This is a genomic window from Azospirillum sp. 11R-A (assembly GCF_049472615.1).
Lineage (GTDB): Bacteria > Pseudomonadota > Alphaproteobacteria > Azospirillales > Azospirillaceae > Azospirillum > Azospirillum palustre.
This window is the reverse complement of the sequence record NZ_JBCEBL010000004.1, coordinates 179859-198806: the sequence shown is the minus strand read 5'-3', so window position 1 is coordinate 198806 and position 18948 is coordinate 179859. Positions and strand designations below refer to the sequence as shown.

The window sequence follows — 18948 nt, the reverse complement described above, 5'->3', positions numbered from 1 at the left end:
TACCCGACAAAGACAGTGGGGGCTCCAAGGGATATCGCCAATAGTGGCGGGTCCGAAGGGAAGGGAGCCAAACGATTTTGCCATACTAAGAAGAAAAAAACCATCATAAAGCAACTTATATTAGATGGATTGACTTGTCATCTGTCCGATCTGCGCCAGTTCACCATCGATAATATAGACTCTTAAACAGCGGTTGCCAGGAGAATCTTCGTTGACCATGGAAACGAAAATGGAGCCCCGCCTGGACGGGGCTCCATTTTCGTTCCGGCTAGCTGCGTCTTGGCCGCCGCCTTATGCCACCACGTCGTGGGTGATGGCATAGACGCCGGTGTCCCAGCGGGCGATGGTGGTGTCGAAGCCGCCGACGCCGTTCACCACGTCGAAACCCTGGGTGGTGTTGTGCATCAGGTCCTGGACCGTGTAGTGGCCGTTGGCGAGCTGCAATTCCACATGGGTGGCCACCGCCTTGCGCGCCGCGGTGTCATTGAAATCGACGCGGTCGGAGGCGACGACGATCAGCCGGTCCTTCTGGTCGTAGAAGCCGTAGCCGGTGATCTGGGCATCCGGATCCTTGTCGGTGAAGGTCAGCGGATGGTGATAGTTCAGCGCCTCGTCGCCGATCAACACCGGGGCCTTCGCCTTCAGGGCGGCGATCTCGGCGTCGCTGAACAGGTTGTGCCCCTCGTATGTGGCCTGCGGGATGATGAAGGCGCTGGGCGCGCTGGCCTTGGTCATCGATTGCAGGGCGGCGTCGCTGACGTAATAGCCGAAGGGCACGCCGGCATCGTGCAGCTTGGTGATCGGCTCCAGCAATTCGCCCAGATAGGCATTGCCGATGGAGTTGCCGGCCGGCTCCAGCGCATTCATCGCCTTTTCGGCGTTGGCGCTGTAATAGAGCGCCGGGCCGAAGGGACGGGTCGGCACGATGTCGCGCAGCATGTCCAGCCAGGGCTGCTTGACCTCGCCCCAATCGTGATAGCTGCGCGACCACTGCTCCGCCGCCCGGCGGACGCCGCCCTGGTCGTCGGCGATCATGGTCCAGCCGCTTTGCAGCCAGGTCTGCTCCAACCGGCCCCAGCCCAGCTCGTCACGCACCGTGCCGGTGACGCCGGTGTAGAGGCTGTTCACCGCGCCCCAGTAATCGTCCTCCGACGAGGACATCATGTGGCCGAAATGGGCGTCCGGCGCGCGGGCGGCGTGGATGCCCAGCATCGCCTGCTCGTAGGAGGCCGGGGCCTGCTTGTGCTGCATCTCGAAACGTTCGAGGGTCTGCACGTTGAACAGGATGTCCTTCTCGTTCATCGTGTCGGCGATCACGCGGGCATCGACGCCGGCGAATTCGCGCATCGCCGCCGGGGTGAAGGACACCTGGGTGGTCAGCCAGGCCGCCTTGCCGGTGTTCTTCACGATGGCGTCGTCCAGCGCCTTCCAACCATAGGCCCAGCCGTCGACGAAATAGTCCAGCCACTGGGTCGGGTGGTTGTTGACGATGTCCTGTGCCTGCTGCGCCAGCGTGCTGCCGGCCACCTTGATGCCGGTCTTGCTGCTGAACTCCGCGATCATGCGGGAGTTGAAGAAGTCCATCACGCCGGAATGCGGGCTGCCGTCGAAGAAGTCGGCCAGCTCGTACCCGCGGGTGCCGGTCAGGGCGGACAGGCGGCCCAGCTTGTCGGCCATCCAGTCGGCATAATGGGCGGTACCGCCGGTCCAGCCGGCCGGTGCATCCTTGGCGTCCAGCGGCATCAGCGGGCTGACATAGCCCCAGCCATAGGGATTGCTGCTGTCGGAGTTCAGGACATTGCCGTCGCCGTCACGTCCCAGATACTGCGGATGGGCCTTGACCCACGACACCCACGCCTTGTGGCCGCCCAGATTGGCGAACTCGCCGCCGTTCTGCGAGAACTCGAAGGTGTCCTCCCACAGCTGCATGCCGATCAGCGGCATCACCCCGTCGGCCAGATGGCCGGCGGCGACGTCGCGGGTTTCCTTCAGATGGGCGGCATTGGCGTAGTCGGGCACCGATTCCCAGAACAGGTGCTGCGGCGCCAGCCCACGGTCGGCGCCCCAGGAGATGGTCGACACGTCCGACATCAGCGGCGGACGCTCGCTGCTGACCCCGGCGCTGGCGCTGTGGTCGTTCTTCGGCAGCGTGGCGGCCGGTGCCGTCGGAGTGGTGGGAGTGGTCGGCGCCGTGGGGGTGGTCGTCGTCGTGCCGCTGGCCAGCATGTCCTTGCTGACGGGAATGCTGAGCGTGCCGTTCCACCACAGGCCCTGCTGGCCGGCGATGACGTCCTTGCCGTCCAGCGCGCCGCGGTCATAGGTGACGCCTGCGGCGGTCGAGGCGACGCTGTGGCCGTTCACCACGACGGAGCCGACATAGAGGCTGCGGTCCTGGCCGTTGACCACGGCGTCGTTGTCGTACTGGACCTGGACCTTGTGCGTCAGGGCCGGATCGAGATCGACCGTGAACTTGTAGGCGGTCTGGCTGGTGGCGGCCACCTTGGCGTCGCCCACCATTTTGCCGTCAACCAGAAGCTTGAAGTGCGGCGGCACCCCGCCGGCACTGGTGCCCCAGGCGTTGACGACCACGCTGAAGGACTTGGTCGCCGCCGGGGTCGCGACCACCGCCTCGGCGGCATCGGTCGCCGTGGGAGCGGGGAACAGCGAGGCGGGCAGCGGCACGTTCAAGGCGCCGCCCCAATAGAGACCTTCCTGACCCTTCACCACGTCCTTCCCGTCGACGGCGCCCTTGTCATAGGTGACCGACGGGTCGGTGACGGCAATCGAGGTGCCATTCACAGCCACGGCGCGGACGAACAGGTTGCGGTCGGCGCCGCCGACCACTCCGTCATTGTCATAGACGAGCTGGAGGTTGTGCGCACTGCCGGCGGCGACCTTGGTGGTGATCGTGTAACGGCCCGCGGTGCTGCTGTTCACCGTCGCCTGACCGATGGTCGCACCATCGAGTTTGAGCGCCAGATGCGGCCAGATGCCGCCGGCAGCCTGTCCCCATGCGTCGATCGCAAAGGTGACATCGATGAGATTGGACTCGGTGGACGACATCGGCACGACTCCTATTAATCGGATATTAAGATCTTCCAAAACGGGATTACCCGTATCGGTCGGATTACCCTTCTCGTTAGGAGTAGTCGCACGAAAGGTTATGTAATTGAGAGAGTCAATCTTGGGACATGACTCTGACTCATCTTTGACTCTTCCAAAAAAATCGATTTTGAGTCCGCGAATGCTTTAGACGCTGAAAGACTGAATCCGGGATCGGCAGTCTTAAGCCTGTTGTGTGGAGATCGTATCTTTCGTTTGTTTGGTGTCCGCTCCGCCTCCATGGTCCACTGCGGCACGAACCGTCGCCGATACCGCAGATCAGGCAGGGCAGGAGACCTCCCCATGCGCACCGAATCCCTGCGCATCGCCGTTGTTACGCAGAAGATCGTCCGCCATGACGGCCAGGGCCGCGTGAACGCGGTCGTGGTCGACGAGTTGCTTCGCCGCGGGCACGAGGTCGTCGCCATCGCGTCGGAACTGTCGGACGAACTGGCGCGTCATCCGCGCCTGCGCTGGGTCCGCATCGACGGGGGAGGGGTGCCGACGCAACTGGCGAAGGACCAGCTGTTCGCATGGCGGGCCAGCCGGGCGCTGGCACGGGAAAAGCGCCGGGGGAAAGACCGGCCGGAGATCGACCGGGTGGTGGTGAACGGCTTCGTCAGCTGGGCGTGGTCGGACGTGAATGCGGTGCATTTCGTCCATTCCGCCTGGATGCGCTCCCCCACCCACCCGATCCGCAAGGGCATCTCGCCCCTGTCGCTCTACCGGGCTCTCTACACGCTGCTGAATGTCGGGTTCGAGCGCTGGAGCTTTCGCCGCGCCGGCCGGCTGGTGGCGGTGTCGCGCACCGTGGCGGACGAGTTGTGCCAGGACGGCATCGCGCCTGGGCGGCTGAACGTGATCGACAATGGCGTCGATGTCGAAGAATTCCATCCGGGAACGCCGGATCCGGCGCTGTTCGGCCTGCCGCTCGGCCGGCCGGTGGCGCTGTTCGTCGGCGATGCCCGCAGCGACCGCAAGAATCTGGACGGCGTGCTGCGCGCGCTGGCCGAGGTGCCGGATCTGGCGCTGGCGGTGGTCGGGGACGAGCGGGGCGGCCCATTCCCGGCGATGGCGCGGGCGTTGGGGGTGGAGGAACGGGTCCGCTTCCTCGGCCACCGGCGCGACGTGGCGGCGCTGATGCGGGCAGCCGACCTGTTCGTTTTCCCGACCCGCTACGAGCCCTTCGGCCTCGTCCTGCTGGAAGCGGCGGCGAGCGGGCTGCCGGTCGTCACCACGCGCCTCGCCGGTGCCGGCCGGCTGCTGGAAGACGGGGCGGCCATCGTGCTGGATCGCCCGGACGACCATGCCGAGCTGGTGCAGGCGATGCGCAGCCTGGCGGCCGACCCGGCGCTCCGCCGCCGCATGGGCGAGGCCGGGCGCCGGATCGCCGAGAGCCAGGACTGGTCGGTGACGGCCGGGCAGTATGCCGACTTGCTGGAGGAGCGGGGATGCGCGGGTCAGGCGGTCGAGGGGCGGGGACTGCTGGCCGGATCGGCCCCCTGACCGGGTGCCGTCAGCGCGCTCCCAGCCGCAAATCCATCATCACGCTGTCGCTCCCCGCCGGGGCGTCCGCCACGGCCACGCCTACCGCAGCCGCGGGTCCGGCAGTGGAATCGACCCGCTGAGGAACGCCGCCGGCAGGGCGCAGCAGGCTGCCCATGCGGATGGCGGCGCGGGTCTTGCCGACCGGTGCGGTGCCGCTGGTGGCGACCGGCACGACGCCGCCGGCTGATGCCGAGGTCAGGGCGACGCCGTCGGCCGGGCGGTCCTGCTCCAGCCGGCGCACCCGGTCGTAATCGCGCTGCACCAGATTGCCGGCATCGACGCCGCCGGAGCCCACCCTGCGGAACTCGCCGGCGCAGTCCACCGCCTCGAACCGGTTGGCGCGGCAGGTGCCGGAGATGCTGAGCGCCGGAGCGAACCCGTCGCGGCCGAGGCGGATCAGCCGCTCCGCATCCTCGAACCGGTTGCCGACGGCCGAGGATGCCACCACGGCCGCGGTCTCGATGTCGGCGGCGCGGTCGTTGGTGCCGTCGCCGAAGCTGGCGCTGCCGCCGGTGAACCGGTTGCGCTCCAGCGACCGAACTACGATCAATCCGGTGACCGGACGCCCGGCCAGACGATAGTCGGGAAGCAGAGACCCGCTGCAGCCGATTAGGACATTGCCGTACATCTCCGCCATCGGCCCCTGGATCCAGCCGTTGCCGCAGGCCTCGAAGGCGCAGTCGAGGAACTTGTTGTTGGACAGGAAGGTCCGCTTCGGCGCCCCGTCCTCCGCCAGGATGGCGTAGGGCGAGAAGCCGAAATGGCAGGAGAGGAAGCTGGCATGATCGATGCCGTTTTCCGGCGCCACGGCGATGGAGGCCAGCGTGTTGCCGGCGAGATCGGTGTCGAGGAACAGATGATCGCCGAAGCTGTCGGTTCCCGCCGACCAGTAGGCACCGATGTGGTTCTTGGTCAGCTGGCAGGAAATTAGCGAGGAATGGTCGCGCCAGACATCCACCCCGGCGCGGAAGCCGTAGACCCCGACCCGCTCCAGCAGGAAGCGGGAGGTCAGGGCCACCCCGCCCATGCCCGGCGGCGCATTGCCCGGCCGGTTGCCGGGCTTCGGCCCGCGCAGGCTGAGATGCGCGATGCGGCTGCGCTGATAGCCCTTGTTATCGTCGCGGCCTGCTTGCCGGCTGCCGGCACGGATGGCGAAGCGGCCCGGCCCAAGATCCTCCGGCCAGGACAGCAGCGAGGCCCGCATGCCGGCGCCGACGATCTCGACCTCGTTGAAGGCATCGTCGTAGCGGTCGAGGTTGGGCAGGACGATCTCGCCATCCAGCCGGTATTGCCCCGGCGGCACCAGCACCGTCCCGCCCTGGCCGGTGCGCGACAGTTCCAGGACAGCGCCTTGCAGGGCGGCCCAATCGCATTCCTGGTCCAGGGAACGGGCATGCGGATGGACACGCCGCGCCGCCTCCAGGGTCTTGTAGCGTTCCGACAGGGGGTGGCTGCGTCCGTCGCCGATGGCGCCGCGGTCGCGGATCGACAGGGCCGGGCCGTTCCGCGGCGGCGAGCCGGGGTGGTGGTCGGGGGCCGGGTTGGGGGACGGGCGCGATGGCTTGTCCGGAGCGGCCAGGGCAGTTACGGCGGCGGATGCGGCAGCCGGCAGTGCCAGGGCCGTGGCCAGCAGCGCACGCCTGCCGATGTGGCTGCCGGTTCGGTCATTCATGGGACACGAACCCGCGCCGGTCGCTGGAGCCCGCCGCTGAGGGCGGCGCGATAGACCTCCTCCACCCGGTCGAGATGGCGATCCAGGGTAAAGGGTGCTTGCCAATAGCGGTCGTAGGCGTTGCGGCCCATCCGCGTCACCTCCGCATCGTGGGCGAACAGCTTCAGGCAGCGGGCGAGGTCGGCGGCGTCGCCGCTGCGGAACAGGAAACCGTTCTCGCCGGACAGGACCGCCTCCGCCGCCGCGCAATTGTCGCTGACGATGACAGGGACGCCGTTCGCCATCGCTTCATAGGCGGCGAGGCCGAAGGTCTCGTACCACAGCGACGGAACCACCAGGGCGCGCGCCCGCCGCACCTCCTCCAGCACTCCATCGGGCGGCAGCCAGCCGGCAAGCTCCGCCTCCGGGTTCAGCCGGCGGACCGTCTCCATCTCGTCGCCGTCGCCGATGAAGCGCACCGGGCAACCGGCCTCGGCCGCCGCTTCGGCCAGCAGGGCGGCGCCCTTCTCGCGTGACAGGCGGCCGACGAACAGCATGTGGCTGTTGTCGGCGACCGGAGCCGGACCGCGATTCCTGATCTCGTCCGGCACCTCGACCGGGTTCGGGATGGGCAAGGTCATGGTGCCGGGCGGCAGGTGGGGGGCGATCACCGCGCGCTGCCGGTCGCTGAGCGTCACCAGCGCCATGCCCCCGGTGAAGCCGCCGGCCAGCGCGCCTGCCGCATGGCGGGCCGCCCGCCACCATTTGTGATGCAGGGCGCGGGCATCGCAGTCGGTGGCGAGACAGCCGGCGGACAGCGCCCGGTGCGGACAGTTGATGCCTTCGGGAAAGACGAAGAAGGCACCGTTGGGGCAAAGCGGGAAATAATCGTGCAGGGTCAGAAGCACCGGCAGGCCGGATTTGCGGCAGACCGGGAAGACGCTGGGCGACAACGCCTTGGCCCAGCCATGGATGTGGATCACCGTGTCGTTGGCCGGGCAGCCGGCAAGCAGGTTCTCCAGGGCACGCGCCGCTTCGCGGTTCCAGAGTCCCCGCAGCGCCGCCTGCACACGGTCGGCATTGCCCTTCAGGTCGGCCTGTTCCAGGCAATGCACGGTGATGCCGGCGGTCAGCAGGGCCGGATCGATGGGCGGCACGGCGGTGAAGAATTGGACCCGGTGGCCGCGCCCGGCCAACCCGACGGCGCCCGCAATGGCGACCTTCGCCAGCCCGCCGCTGGGGTGGGCATGGTCGCAGAGGATGACCACCGTACTCATAACAAAATTCTCATTGCAGGGCGCCGCGGTAGACCGCGGCGGTGCGGGCGGCGATCACCGGCCAGTCGAAGCGGCTGCGGACCAGGGCTCGGCAGGCGTCGGCATCCGGCAGGCGGCGGACTCCGGTCAGCGCCTCCGCAAGGCCGATGCCGATGGACCGCGCGTCGGTCCCGGCGAGCACGAGGTCGCCGTCCAGCCCCTCCACCACCTCCGGCAGGCCCCCGACCGGGGTGACCATCACCGGGGTGCCGGCGGCCAGCGATTCCAGCGCGGTCAGGCCGAAGCCCTCCAGCGCCTGGGACGGCATCACGCACAAATCGGCGGCGCGGTAGGCCAGCGGAAGATGGGCATCGGGGACGAAGCCCAGCAGCCGCACATGCTCCTCCAGCCCCAGCGCGCCGATGCGGTCCTGAAGGGCTGCCGCCTCCGGCCCGCGCCCGGCGACGACCAGCAGCACGTCGGGCACCCGGCGGCGCAGCTCCGCCATGGAATCGACCAGCGCCGTCAGCCCCATGCGCTTCACCAGCCGCCGCACCGTCAACACGGTCGGACGCCCCGGAGGCCAGCCGAGCCGGGCGCGTGCCCGCTGCCGGCTGTCGGGAAGGTCGTAGCGGTCGGCATCGACGCCGCCCGGCACCCGGTGGATGCGCTCCGGCGGCACGCCATAGCGTTCGGCCAGGACGGTTGCGAAAGACCGGGACAGCACGATGAAGCGGGTGGCGCGGTGATAGACCAGCCGCTCCACCATGAATTTCAGCCGCACCGCCAGCGGGCCGGCCCCCTCCGCAGCGCTTTCCAGTGCCCAGGGGCCATGGAAATGGACGACCATCGGGCGGTTGCGCAGGGCCGGCAGGGCCCCCACCGTGTTCAACGCGAAATGCGAGGCGACGAGGTCCGGAGCCTGCCGGCGCAGCGCCTCCGCGATGGCGGTCCGCGCCGCCACCATCCGGCGCGGCAGGGAGGCCGAAGGCGGCGCGAAGCTGGCGATGCGGGCGCCGTTGTCCAGCGTTTCGGAGACGGTGCCCAGCACCAGCCCGGAGAATGCGATGCCCTGCTGCGGCAGATGGCGGGCGAGGTGGTAGAACATGTTCTCCGCCCCGCCATGGGTCTCCGGAAACCAGCCCAGCCCAAGCTGGAGCACGCTGGCCTCCCGCATCTCCTCCGGCAGGGTGCCGGGCAGGATCAGGCTTCCGTCCATTGCTCGTCCTCTTGGAATTGGCGTGCGGTGGTTGCCGCAAGCATGGCCTGCTGGGTGGCGAGCCCATGGTTCTTGGCGGCCATCGCCATGCCCAGGAAGAACCAGAAGCCGACGCCCGTGACCTTCACCAGCGTGTGCTCGAACACCATGCAGAGGAGGATCGTCAGCGCTGCGGTCTCGGCGCAGCGGGCGAAGGGGTCGGGCGGCGCCCCGCCGCGGCGCAGCATGCCCACCGTCAGCGCGATGATCCCGGCGACATAGCCCAGCGTGCCGGGCCAGCCGAGTTCGTAGGGCACGCGCAGGATGCCGCTGTCGAAAAAGGCCATGGCGCCCAACTGGCCGTCCTCGTTGGTCAGCTTGGTCGCGGTGTCGATGGTACCGAGCCCGGCGCCGCGCACCTCGGTCAGCGCCTGGATGAGGAAGCGGCCGTAGAACTCCTGCCGTTCCTGATAGCTGCGGTCGTTCTCCATCGAATTCAGCGTGTCGAAACGGGAGACGATGGCCTGGTTGACCAACGGCACGCTGAGGAGCGGCAGGGAGCAGAGGATCAGTCCAACGCCGACGGCGACCAGCCGCAACCGGTGCCGGCCGGGCATGGTCAGCAACAGCCAGGCGAAGGTGAACAGCCCGGCCAGCCACGCCGCCCGCACCAGACTGAGCAGCAGCGACCCCAGCGCCAGCGCGCCAGCAATCGGCACCAGGATGCCGCGGGCCGCCGGCAGCACCGCCAGCCCGGTCACCAGCAGGAAAGCCAGCGGGCCGGAGGAGTTCAATGTGCTGAACACCCGCACCTGCATCGGCAGCGGCATGCCCTGGTTGGTCATGCCGACATTGATCAGCCAGCGCGCGTCCCAGGCCGGCATGAAGAAGTACTGGATCAGCCCATAGCCGCCGACCAGCGCCAGCCCTGCCACGAAGGCGCGCAGCACCGCGTCGCGCATCTGCGGGTAGAGCGGCCAGTGCAGGGCGACGTAGAGACCCAGCGTTACCGGCACCAGCCAGTTCAGCAGCGCGAAGGTCGCCGCCGCCATGCCGGCCTGGGTGATGCCGTTGAAATAGGCGTAGAAGATGCCCAGCATCACCGGCACGAAGCCGAAATAGGCGCGGTAACGCAGCATCGGCAGATACTGCGCGATCACCAGCCAGGTCATGGCGCCGACGGCGAAGGGGGTCACCATGACCGGGCTGATGACGCTCCAGCCCGCCTGGTAATCGACCAGCCGGCGCACCTCCGGCGTCAGGAACCACAGCCACCAGGTGAAGGCGGCGAAGCGGGCCGGGTCGCGCGTCACCAGCAGCGCGCCGACGGCCAGGGCTCCGACCGGGAAGATGATCTCCAGCAGGCCGGCCTTGCCGACCAGCACCGGCAGCAGAACCAGGAACCAGAAGACCGGTGCGGCCAGCTTGCCCAGGGACGGTAGGCCGCCCGCGCCGTGATGGGTATGGGCCAGATGGTTCTGCGCCAGATGGCTCTGATCCTGGCCGGCGGTGGCGAAGGTCATGCCGCTGTCTCCCGCCAGTCGCGCATCCCCGCCAGCCGGCCGCGCAGCGTGGCGCGCAGCTTCGCCCCGGCATGGCGGTCGCCGCGCAGCCGCAGCCTCGCCCATTGCGCCAGTCCAGGAAACTCGCAGGTTCCCACCAGCATGGCCCAGGCGGCGAAGGCGGCGCGGTTGGCCGGGCCGAAATGGGCCATCAGCGCCAGCGTGTCGTTGAAGGTCGCGTTCTCCTGTGCCAGCGGGTGGAAATGATCGCTGCCTCGCTGGTCGATGTCGAAACGGACGGCCGGAAAATGGTCGACCGCCACCAGCGGATCGTAGACCAGCCGCCAGCCCTGGCGGGACAGGCGCAGGCAGAAATCCACCTCGTTGCGGACCTGGGCACCGCTGCCGCGCAGCCGGGTGTTCAGCCGTTGGCCGGCAATGGCCACCCGGCGGAAACTCCAGTTGGCGCCTTTCAGAACGTCGACGTCCTGCGCCGGGCCGACGCCCAGATGGTGGTTGCCGATGACGCGTCCGAACCATTGCAGCCGGCCGACGATTTCCGCCTCTCCGGTCTCCGGCACGTTGCCGTGAAAGACATGGTCGCGGCCGCCGACCCCGCCGATGCGGGGATCGGTGCGGTACCACGCCTCGATCCGCTCCACCCAGTCGGGATGGGGGACGGCGTCGTCGTCGGTGATGGCGACGATGTCGCCGATAGCATGGTCCATGCCGCAGTTAATGGCGGCGACCTGCCCCGGCACGTCGATGCCGACGACCCGGACGGGCAGGGCGGGGCGGTAGCGGCGGGCGACCTCGGCGGACTCCGGATCGCTGTCGCGCACGGTGACGACCACCTGGACCGGCGCCAGGGTCTGGCGGACCAGCCCGTCCAGGCAACCTGCCAGCTGGTCCGGCCGGCGATAGGTCGGGACGATCACGGTGACGCCCAGCCGCTCGGTGGCGGTGGGGTCAATCGGCACCAGCGATACCGGGCGGGTCGCCATGGAAGGAGTCGTTCCGCCGCTCATGCCGGTGCCAGCTCCCGTCCGCGGCGGCTGATCGCCGTGGGGCGGTCGGGCGCCAGCGAGGCTTCCTCGCCGTTCATCCAGCTGTCGATGGTTTCGCGCAGGCGCACCTTGAACACGTCGCGGTCGAAGCGGGCGGCATGGGCGCGGATGGCGGCAGGGTTGAAGCGCGCCTCCTGCGCCTCGAACCGCTCCACCGCCTCGATCAGGCCCTCCGGCGTCTGCTGGTCGAAGAACAGGCCGGACAGGCCGTCGCGCACCGTCTCGGTGGCGCCGCCGCGGTTCAGCGCGATCACCGGCCGCCCGGCGGCCATCGCCTCCACCGGGACGATGCCGAAATCCTCGTTGGCGGTGAAGATCAGCGCCCGGCAGGACGCATAGTGGCGGTCGAGGTCGGCCGGGGAGCAATGGCCGACCAGCTCCACCGTCGGGCCGGCCATCTGCTTCAGCCGCCGGAACTCCTCCCCCTCGCCGACGACCACCAGCTTGCGGCCCATGCGGTTGAACGCCTCGATGGCGACATCCGCGCGCTTGTAGGAAACGAGCTGGCTGACGAACAGGTAATGGTCGCTCCTGTCGCCGCCGTTAGGAGAGGTGACGGTGGCGAAGCGCTGCGTTTCCACCGGCGGGTGGATGACGGTGGCGTCGCGGCGATAGACCCGCCAGATGCGCTGCGCCACCGTGTGCGAATTGGCGATGAAGCGGTCGACCCGCGCCGCGGTCGCCAGATCCCATTGCCGCAAACGATGGATGGCATAGGGCATCAGCGGCCGGACGATCGGGCCGGCCGAATGCAGGTAATCGTGATAGCCGCTCCACACATAGCGCATCGGCGTGTGGCAGTAGCAGACATGCAGCGCGTCGGGCCGCGTCAGCACGCCCTTGGCCGGTCCGGATTCGCTGCTGATGACCAGATCGTAGGCGCTGAGGTCCAGCTGCTCCAGCGCCAGCGGCATCAGCGGCAGGTATTTCTGGTACATCCGGTGGGCCATCGGCAGCCTGTCGATGAAGGTCGTGGTGACCCGGTGGCAGCGGATGGTCGGCGACATGCGTTCCGGCCGGTAGACATGGGTGAAGATGTCTGCCTCCGGATACAGCTCGCACAGGGCTTCGACGACCTTCTCGCCCCCGCGCATCCCGACGAGCCAGTAATGGACGATCGCGACTTTCATGGTGGGTTCTCCAGAAAGGGACCGGCGCTTGCCTGAGCCCAAAAGTTCGATCTCAGGCGATGCGGCGCAGGCGGTAGGAACGGCCGCTGGGCGGGCGGGCGCCATATTCGAGATTCGCGTGTTCGCGGGCGTTGACCATCGACAGCACCGCTCCGCCGATCCGCCCGCCGACCTGCCGCACCTGCTTGATGCCGGCGCTGGCGAGGCTGGAGGCGGTGCGCGCCCAGCGCACGACGTAGAGGACACGGTCGGCCAGCGGCGCCAGGATCAGCGCGTCCGACACCGACAGCACCGGCGGCGTGTCGAGGACGACGACGTCGTAGCGTTCGGCCAGCTCGACCAGCAGCGACAGCATGGCCTTGGAGCCGAGCAGGATCTGCGGCCGGTCGACCGGCCGGCCGGCGGCGATCACCGACACCCGGCGGCGGTCGTCGATGTGCAGCACCTGATCAAGCGTCGCGTCGCCTTCCAGCAGGTCGGTCAGCCCCTTGGGCGGACGGACGCCGCCGAGAAGCCGGTGCACGGCCGGACGGCGGGTGTCGCAATCGACGATGACGACGCGCCGGCCGGTGTCGGCGAGGAAGGCGGAGAGTGCGACGGCCAGCGTCGTCTTGCCCTCTCCCGACACCGACGAGGTCAGCATCACCACCTCGCCGCCCTTGACGCTGGCGGGCTCGGCCCCGGTGCGGACCAGATGCAGCCGGGCGCAGAGCCGCCAGACCGCCTCGGCGAAATCGCCGCCGCCGGTGTTGGAATAGGGGTCGTCGTCGGCACGCGCTGACCGCTTGGCCCGGCCCAGCAGCGGCACGATGCCGACCGCGGGCAGGCCCAGCAGCGCCTCCACCTGATGGGAGCTGTAGACGCCGCGCTGCCGCATGGTCCGCACCAGGGCGACGCCGGTGGCGATGGCGCCGCAGACGACCGCGGCCAGTCCGGCAAGCACCGCCTTGCCCGGCCCGACCGGGCCGCCCGGAACGGCGGCGGCCGAGACGATGCGCACGTCCGGCGTCATCTCCAGCGCCTGGAGCACCTGCGTCTCCTTCAGGCGGGTGACGGCGCGGCGGTAGTTGTCGTCCGACGCATCGGCCTGCCGCTGAAGGTCGCGCAGCCGAACGTCGGCCTGGAGCGTGTCGAAGGATTCCGTTCGCAGGCCTTCCAACCGGCGGGACAGATCCTGGATCTTGGCAACCTGCTGTTCCACCTCGCCCCGCAGGCTGCGGACCACGCGGTCGACCTCGGTGGCGAGGGTGGCGTTCAGCTCGCGCAGTTCCGCGGTCGGCCGGTTCAGCGCCGGGTGGCGGTCGCCGTACTGGGCCCGCAATTCCGCGAGCTGGGCGTTCAGCGCCGCCTGACGCTGGCGCAGGGTGGTGATCAGCGGATCGCCGCCGATGTCGGCGCCGGTCAGCGATTCCGGGTTGCCAGGCCGCACCGACTGCAGCTGGCGCAACCGGGCCTGGGCATTGGCGTGAGCGGTGCGCGCCTCCGCCAGCTGCCCGTTCAGGGCCGACATTTCCTCATTCACCAGCGGAGCGTCGCGGCCCTTCACCATGCCGGTCTCGGACCGCATCGCCTCGACCGCGGCGCGGCCGGTGGTGGTCATGTCCTGGCGCAGCTCGTCCAGGCGGCTTTGCAGCCATTCGCTGGCGTTCTGGGTGGCTTTGCGCTTCGCCTCCACCTGGATGGCGAGATAGGCGTCGGCGACGGCGGTGGCGGCGCGGGCGGCAAGCTGCGGGTCCTTCGCCTCCACCGTGATGCGGATCGCGCGGGACTGCACGCCGGGGCTGATGCGCAGATTCTTCTGGAACGCCTCGGTCAGGCGGTCGGCTTCCCTGTCCTGCGCGTTGCCGGTCGGGGCGGCCGGGCGCGGCGGCGGTGTCAGCAGCACGGCCAGCGAGTCAGGCAGCATCGCCGTCACTTCCGTCAACAGGGTACGGCCTTCCTCCATCAGCGGGCTGAACAGGCCGGGCTTGTTGGTGGGGGCGGCGTATTCCGGTTCCTGTCCCAGGTTTAGTGCCTCGACCACGCGGGCGGCGAGATCGCGGGAGCGCAGGATTTCCACTTCGGTGTTGACGGTGTCGAGATAGATCCCCATCGGCTCGGAGACAGAGGGGATGTTGATGACGCGGTTCGGATGCGGGTCGATCACCACCACGGTGGAGGAGCTGTAGAGTGGGGTCATGGCGTTGATCAGCAACACCGCCGGCAGCCACAGCACCGCGGTCAGCCCGAGGATCAGCCATTTTTGGCGCCACAGCATCTGCACCAGCCGGCTGACGTCGACCTTGTCGGCGCCCGTTCCGACCGGCGGTGCGACAAAGCCGGCGGCGAGACCGGACGTGCCTGACGGCAATCGGTGTTCCGGTGCGTCCATGGGCTCAACTCCTTCATAGCGGGCGAACGGTGCGCGGCGTTGCAAGACGGCTGTGGTGGCTCAGGCGACCTCTGCCGGGTCGCGGCTGGGCTGGCGGGTTTCCGGCGCTTCACCCTGTGCCCGTGTGCCGCCGACTTCCGGTGGGATCGCGGGAGGCGTGGTGGCGCCATGTCCGGCCTTGGCCTCGGCCAGGATGCGGGCATAGCGGGCGACGGTGTTGGGGGTGACGTTGACCAGCGTTCCGGTCCCGCCGCCATTGGCGACGAGCTGGGCGACCTGGAACAGCGCGCGTCCCTTTTCCAGAACCTCTCCGGGCAGCATCCACAGGATGGAATCGATGTTGGAGGCCAGCCATCCCGGCTTTCCGCTGCGCGTCAGGCGGCGTTCGGCCGACCGGACCTGCGCGGTGTTGCGGATGGTGTAGAAGGGCGACCAGCCGTCCCAGTCGCCGGCGGTGAAGGGCAGCGCCACGAAGCCGTCGCCACCTCCGCCGTCCGTCACCACCGCCTCGGCGGCACCGAAACCGGACTTGGTCCACATGTAGTCGAAGCCGGCGGAGTGGACTGCGGCGGCGACCTCCGGCCGCAGCGGGCCGGGGCGGGCGCTGTCGTAGGGCCGCCACGCTTCGTAGAAGCGGTCGAGCCGGTAGCGGCGCAGCGCGTTCCCGATCAGGCGCCGGGCGTCCATCGCCGGTGCACCGGTCTGCGGTACCGTGCGCGGCGTGCCTTCCGGGGGCACCTCGACGCTGGCTGCGGGAGTTTCTGCCGGGCGGGGGCGCGGGGAGATGCGCAGCACTGGGCGGCCCTCCTCCCAATGCAGGCGCGGGGTGTGTCCGGGCACCAGGGGCGAGTCGACCAGCGGCCACCAGCCGCGCGGCATCAGGCCGGGCGGCAGCATGGTGGCGATCTCCGCACGGGCATCGCTCAACAGACGGGTCAGCTCGCCGCCCCGGTTTTCGAGGCCCGGCATCTCTCCCTCGGCGCAGACGCCGCGGCCGGTGCTGCCCAGCAGAAGCTCCACCCGGCCCAGGACGCCGCCGCGCTCCTCCGGCACCGACAGCAGGGCGAGGTCGGCGGGGCTGGACTGGGTCAGGCTGTCGACGGTGACCACCAGCCCGCAACGCAGGCCGGTCGCCGCCACCAGATCGAGAATGCGCGGGATGCAATGCAACTCGCGGATCATGCCGGACCACAGGACCAGCGTGGTCAGCACCCGCCCCTCCGCCGCCCAGCGGCGCAGGGTGGCGTCGTCGGGCTCGAAGTCGGTGAAGGGGCGTGGCGGCTCGGCGATGCGCAGCGGCACCGCGGCAGTGCTGGCGAAGGGCGGGTCGGGATCGACGATCTGCAAGCCGCGGCCGAGCCGACCCAGCGCGAAGAAGTCATGATCGTCGAACTGTCGGCCATAGACCGGATCGGCCCCGGCCTGGATCAGGTCGGCGGCGCGCTCGATCACGTCGGTCTGCGGCCGGCCATAGAGCGGCAGGAGCCGCTTGGCCGCCGCCAGCGGCAGCTGGGCGGCGATCAGGTCGGGGTCGCCCAGCAGGGTGCCGCGTCCCCAATCGGCATGGCGGCGGGCCAGCGCCACGCTGAAGCTGGCATAGCTCTCCCCCGCCACCTTGCCCTCGACCGCATCGAGGCCGCCGGGAAAGGCGCGGGCACGCACCGGGTCGACGCAGTAACCGGTGAAGCGGCGGGCGCCCAGCGCCTCCAGCCGTTGCCGCAGCCCGGCATCGGCACTGGCGTCGATGCCGAGGCAGGGCTCCGCCATCAGACGCGGATAGAGGAACGGCGCGGCGACGATGCCAAGCGGGGTCTGCGGCGCCATATCCAGCACCGCGACCTCCTGCGGAACCGGCTGGCCTAGCAGACGGAAGGCGGCGTCATACAGGGCGGCCGGATCGGTGCTGCGCAGGGCGCATTCGCCGCCCGCCTCCACCACCGGCCAAAGCGGAGAGGCGGGGTCGCCCAGCGCCACGACGCGGAAGCAGGTGGTCAGCCACAGCGCGTGGTCCAGATGCCGGCCGCCGGCCATCAGGCTGCCGGTGCCGGTCGCCTCGGTGCGGTTGCCGTCTTCCCAGCCGCCGAAATGGCGTCCGCTGCGGCGTCCGTCATAATAGAGGTCGAAGGTCCATCCGGCGCGTTCCGCCGCGGCGGCCAGCACCGGCGCCATGGCGACGCGGTGCGGATCGCCGCCATGGGCGAGGAAGAGGAGCAAGGGCGGTTTGGGGAGCGGTTTGGTCACGATGCGCGACCCTCCGTCCCGCCGCCGCGCCGGCACCACCACAAATGCCATTTCGCCACCCCCGGCGGGCCGAAATGATCGGTCTTCTGAAGGGTCAGGCCGGTGGCGGCGATGGCCTTGCGCATCTCCGGCGCCCAATGGTGGCGGACCAGCGCCTTCCATTCCGGCAGCACGCCATGGCAGCGCATGGTCGCCAGAAGCCGGTCGGGCCGCCAGCGGTAATAGCGGGGATAGGCGATCACCCACAGCGGGTTGGCGTTGGTGGTGTCGCAGACGATCCGGCCGCCGGGCTTGACCACCCGCTGCAACTCGCGGACGCCGGCTTCCAGATCCGGCAGGTGGCAGAGGAGATCCATGGCGATGACGAGGTCGAAGCTGTCGTCGGGGAAGGGCAGCTTGCGGGCGTCGGCCTGCTGGACGGTCAGGGCGGGGAAGCGCTCCTTCGCTTCCGCCAGCATCTCGTGGGAGATGTCGACCAGCGTCACGTCGTGACGGCCGGCGAAGGGGCCAGTGATGCGGCCGTAGCCGCCGCCGACATCGAGGATCCGCATCCGCGGCAGCCGCTCCAGCTCCGCCGCCACCGCGCGCCGCTTCTCGTCATAGATGCGGTAGAACGGGGTGGTCGGGTGGTCGGGACGGAAATGGCGGCGGTAGCCGTTGTTGTAGATGCCGGAGCCGGCGGCCTGGGTGCGTTCCGCCCTGGCATTTTTCAGCAGGGTGGCGACCTGGGCGGCGACGGTGTCGACGTCGAAGGTCTTCGCATGCTCCAGACCTGCCGCGGCGACCGCCTTCAGCCCCTCGCGGTCGGCCAGCCGGGCGATCAGCATGTCGCGCAGCGGTTCGGCTTCCCCCGGCGGGACCAGCCAGCCGGTGCGGCCATGCTCGATGATTTCCGGGAAGCCGCCGCAGTCGCTGGCGACCACCGGCACGCCCAGCGCCATCGCCTCCACCACCACAAAGCCGAAGCTCTCCCACAGGGAGGGGACGACCGCCATCTCGGCCCGCGCCACCACGGCCAGCGCGTCGTTGCGCGGCAGGGCGCCGGTGAAATGGACGCGGTCGGCGACCGGGGCGACATCGCGGCGGAACTGGTCGATGACGGCGGCGCTCGCCGCATCCTCGCCGCCGATCATCATCAGATGCAGGTCGGGGTTGGCGGCCAGAACGCCCGGAACGGCGCGGCCCAGCGTGGCGATGCCCTTGCGCCCCTCCAGCCTGCCGAAGAAGGCGATGAAGCGTTTCGGCAGAGGGATCGGCGGTTCGGCCGTCCGGTTCGCCGCCACCGCGGCGATGTCGATGCTGTTGGGGATGACCTGGATCAGCTCCGGCGCGATGCGCCAGTAATCGGCCACCCGCCGGGCGATGGCGCGGGTGGAGGCGTAGATCGCGGCACTGCGTTTGGTCTGGTCGCGCTCCAGCGCATTCAGCAGATGGGTGTGCGGAACCCAGGGCTGGGTGTTGGTGTCCATCACCAGCCCGGTCGGGGTCGCCAGCCGCGTCACCACCGGAATGGTGCTGAAGCGTGTCAGCCACCATGCGTCGGCATCGAACTCCGCCGCATGGACCACGTCGGGACCGAAGGCGCGGACAGCATCGGCCAGCCGGCGGTTGGTCCGGAAGCGGTCGATTACCGCATGCCTGTGCGGACCCGGATCGACGCGCTGCACCGTCACCCCGTCCTCGATGGTGGTGCCGGCCGGCAGGCCGCCGGCCTTCCATGGGGTCACCACCTGGACGGTATGGCCCAGCCGCGCCAGCGCGCGGGCCATCGTGTGGGTGTGCGTGGCGATACCGCCGAGCTTTTCGCCGGGTGGGTATTCGGGCGTCAAGAGCGACAGTCGCATTGCGGTTTCCTCGATTCCTAAAGAATGTCCGGTGGGTT

The 18948-nt window shown here is 69.3% G+C and carries 11 protein-coding genes; 1 reads left to right on the top strand and 10 read right to left on the bottom strand.

All coding sequences use genetic code 11. The features are described from left to right. Positions 1-291: 291 nt before the first annotated feature. Entirely contained in the window at positions 292-3063 is a 2772-nt protein-coding gene (locus tag VH569_RS08440; protein WP_423314941.1) for a carbohydrate-binding domain-containing protein, read from the bottom strand. A gap of 342 nt (positions 3064-3405) precedes the next feature. On the opposite strand from VH569_RS08440, the gene VH569_RS08435 reads away from it, so the two are divergent. Then, positions 3406-4608, top strand: coding sequence for a glycosyltransferase family 4 protein (locus VH569_RS08435; protein WP_423314940.1), 1203 nt, complete (start codon positions 3406-3408; stop codon positions 4606-4608). Between the two features lie 10 nt (positions 4609-4618). On the opposite strand, the gene VH569_RS08430 is transcribed toward VH569_RS08435, so the two are convergent. Genes VH569_RS08430 through VH569_RS08390 form a run of 9 tightly spaced genes read right to left on the bottom strand, consistent with a single transcriptional unit; the run spans position 4619 to position 18910 of the window. Further along, positions 4619-6322 carry a hypothetical protein gene (locus tag VH569_RS08430; RefSeq protein WP_423314939.1) on the bottom strand — a complete coding sequence of 568 codons (1704 nt, stop codon included), beginning with the start codon at positions 6320-6322 and terminating at the stop codon, positions 4619-4621. Next, positions 6319-7578, bottom strand: coding sequence for a glycosyltransferase family 4 protein (locus tag VH569_RS08425; protein WP_423314938.1), 1260 nt, complete (start codon positions 7576-7578; stop codon positions 6319-6321). Before VH569_RS08425 ends, VH569_RS08430 begins: the two co-directional genes overlap by 4 nt. A gap of 10 nt (positions 7579-7588) precedes the next feature. Next, positions 7589-8776 (bottom strand): glycosyltransferase family 4 protein, encoded by a 1188-nt coding sequence (locus VH569_RS08420; RefSeq protein ID WP_423314937.1) that lies wholly within the window; start codon positions 8774-8776, stop codon positions 7589-7591. Beyond that, positions 8761-10278, bottom strand: a complete 1518-nt coding sequence (locus VH569_RS08415) for an O-antigen ligase family protein (protein ID WP_423314936.1) — start codon at positions 10276-10278, stop codon at positions 8761-8763. Before VH569_RS08415 ends, VH569_RS08420 begins: the two co-directional genes overlap by 16 nt. Beyond that, positions 10275-11261 carry a glycosyltransferase family 2 protein gene (locus VH569_RS08410; RefSeq protein WP_423314935.1) on the bottom strand — a complete coding sequence of 329 codons (987 nt, stop codon included), beginning with the start codon at positions 11259-11261 and terminating at the stop codon, positions 10275-10277. The genes VH569_RS08415 and VH569_RS08410 overlap by 4 nt, the downstream gene beginning before the upstream one ends. A 20-nt stretch (positions 11262-11281) precedes the next feature. Beyond that, positions 11282-12454, bottom strand: a complete 1173-nt coding sequence (locus VH569_RS08405) for a glycosyltransferase (RefSeq protein WP_423314934.1) — start codon at positions 12452-12454, stop codon at positions 11282-11284. A gap of 52 nt (positions 12455-12506) precedes the next feature. Further along, a complete protein-coding gene (locus VH569_RS08400; RefSeq protein ID WP_423314933.1) occupies positions 12507-14825 on the bottom strand; it encodes a GumC family protein in 2319 nt (772 codons plus the stop codon). Between the two features lie 60 nt (positions 14826-14885). Next, positions 14886-17066: a hypothetical protein gene (locus tag VH569_RS08395; RefSeq protein WP_423314932.1), complete on the bottom strand. Its 2181-nt coding sequence runs from the start codon at positions 17064-17066 to the stop codon at positions 14886-14888. Then, positions 17063-18910: a glycosyltransferase gene (locus VH569_RS08390; RefSeq protein ID WP_423314931.1), complete on the bottom strand. Its 1848-nt coding sequence runs from the start codon at positions 18908-18910 to the stop codon at positions 17063-17065. The genes VH569_RS08395 and VH569_RS08390 overlap by 4 nt, the downstream gene beginning before the upstream one ends. Positions 18911-18948: the final 38 nt, after the last annotated feature.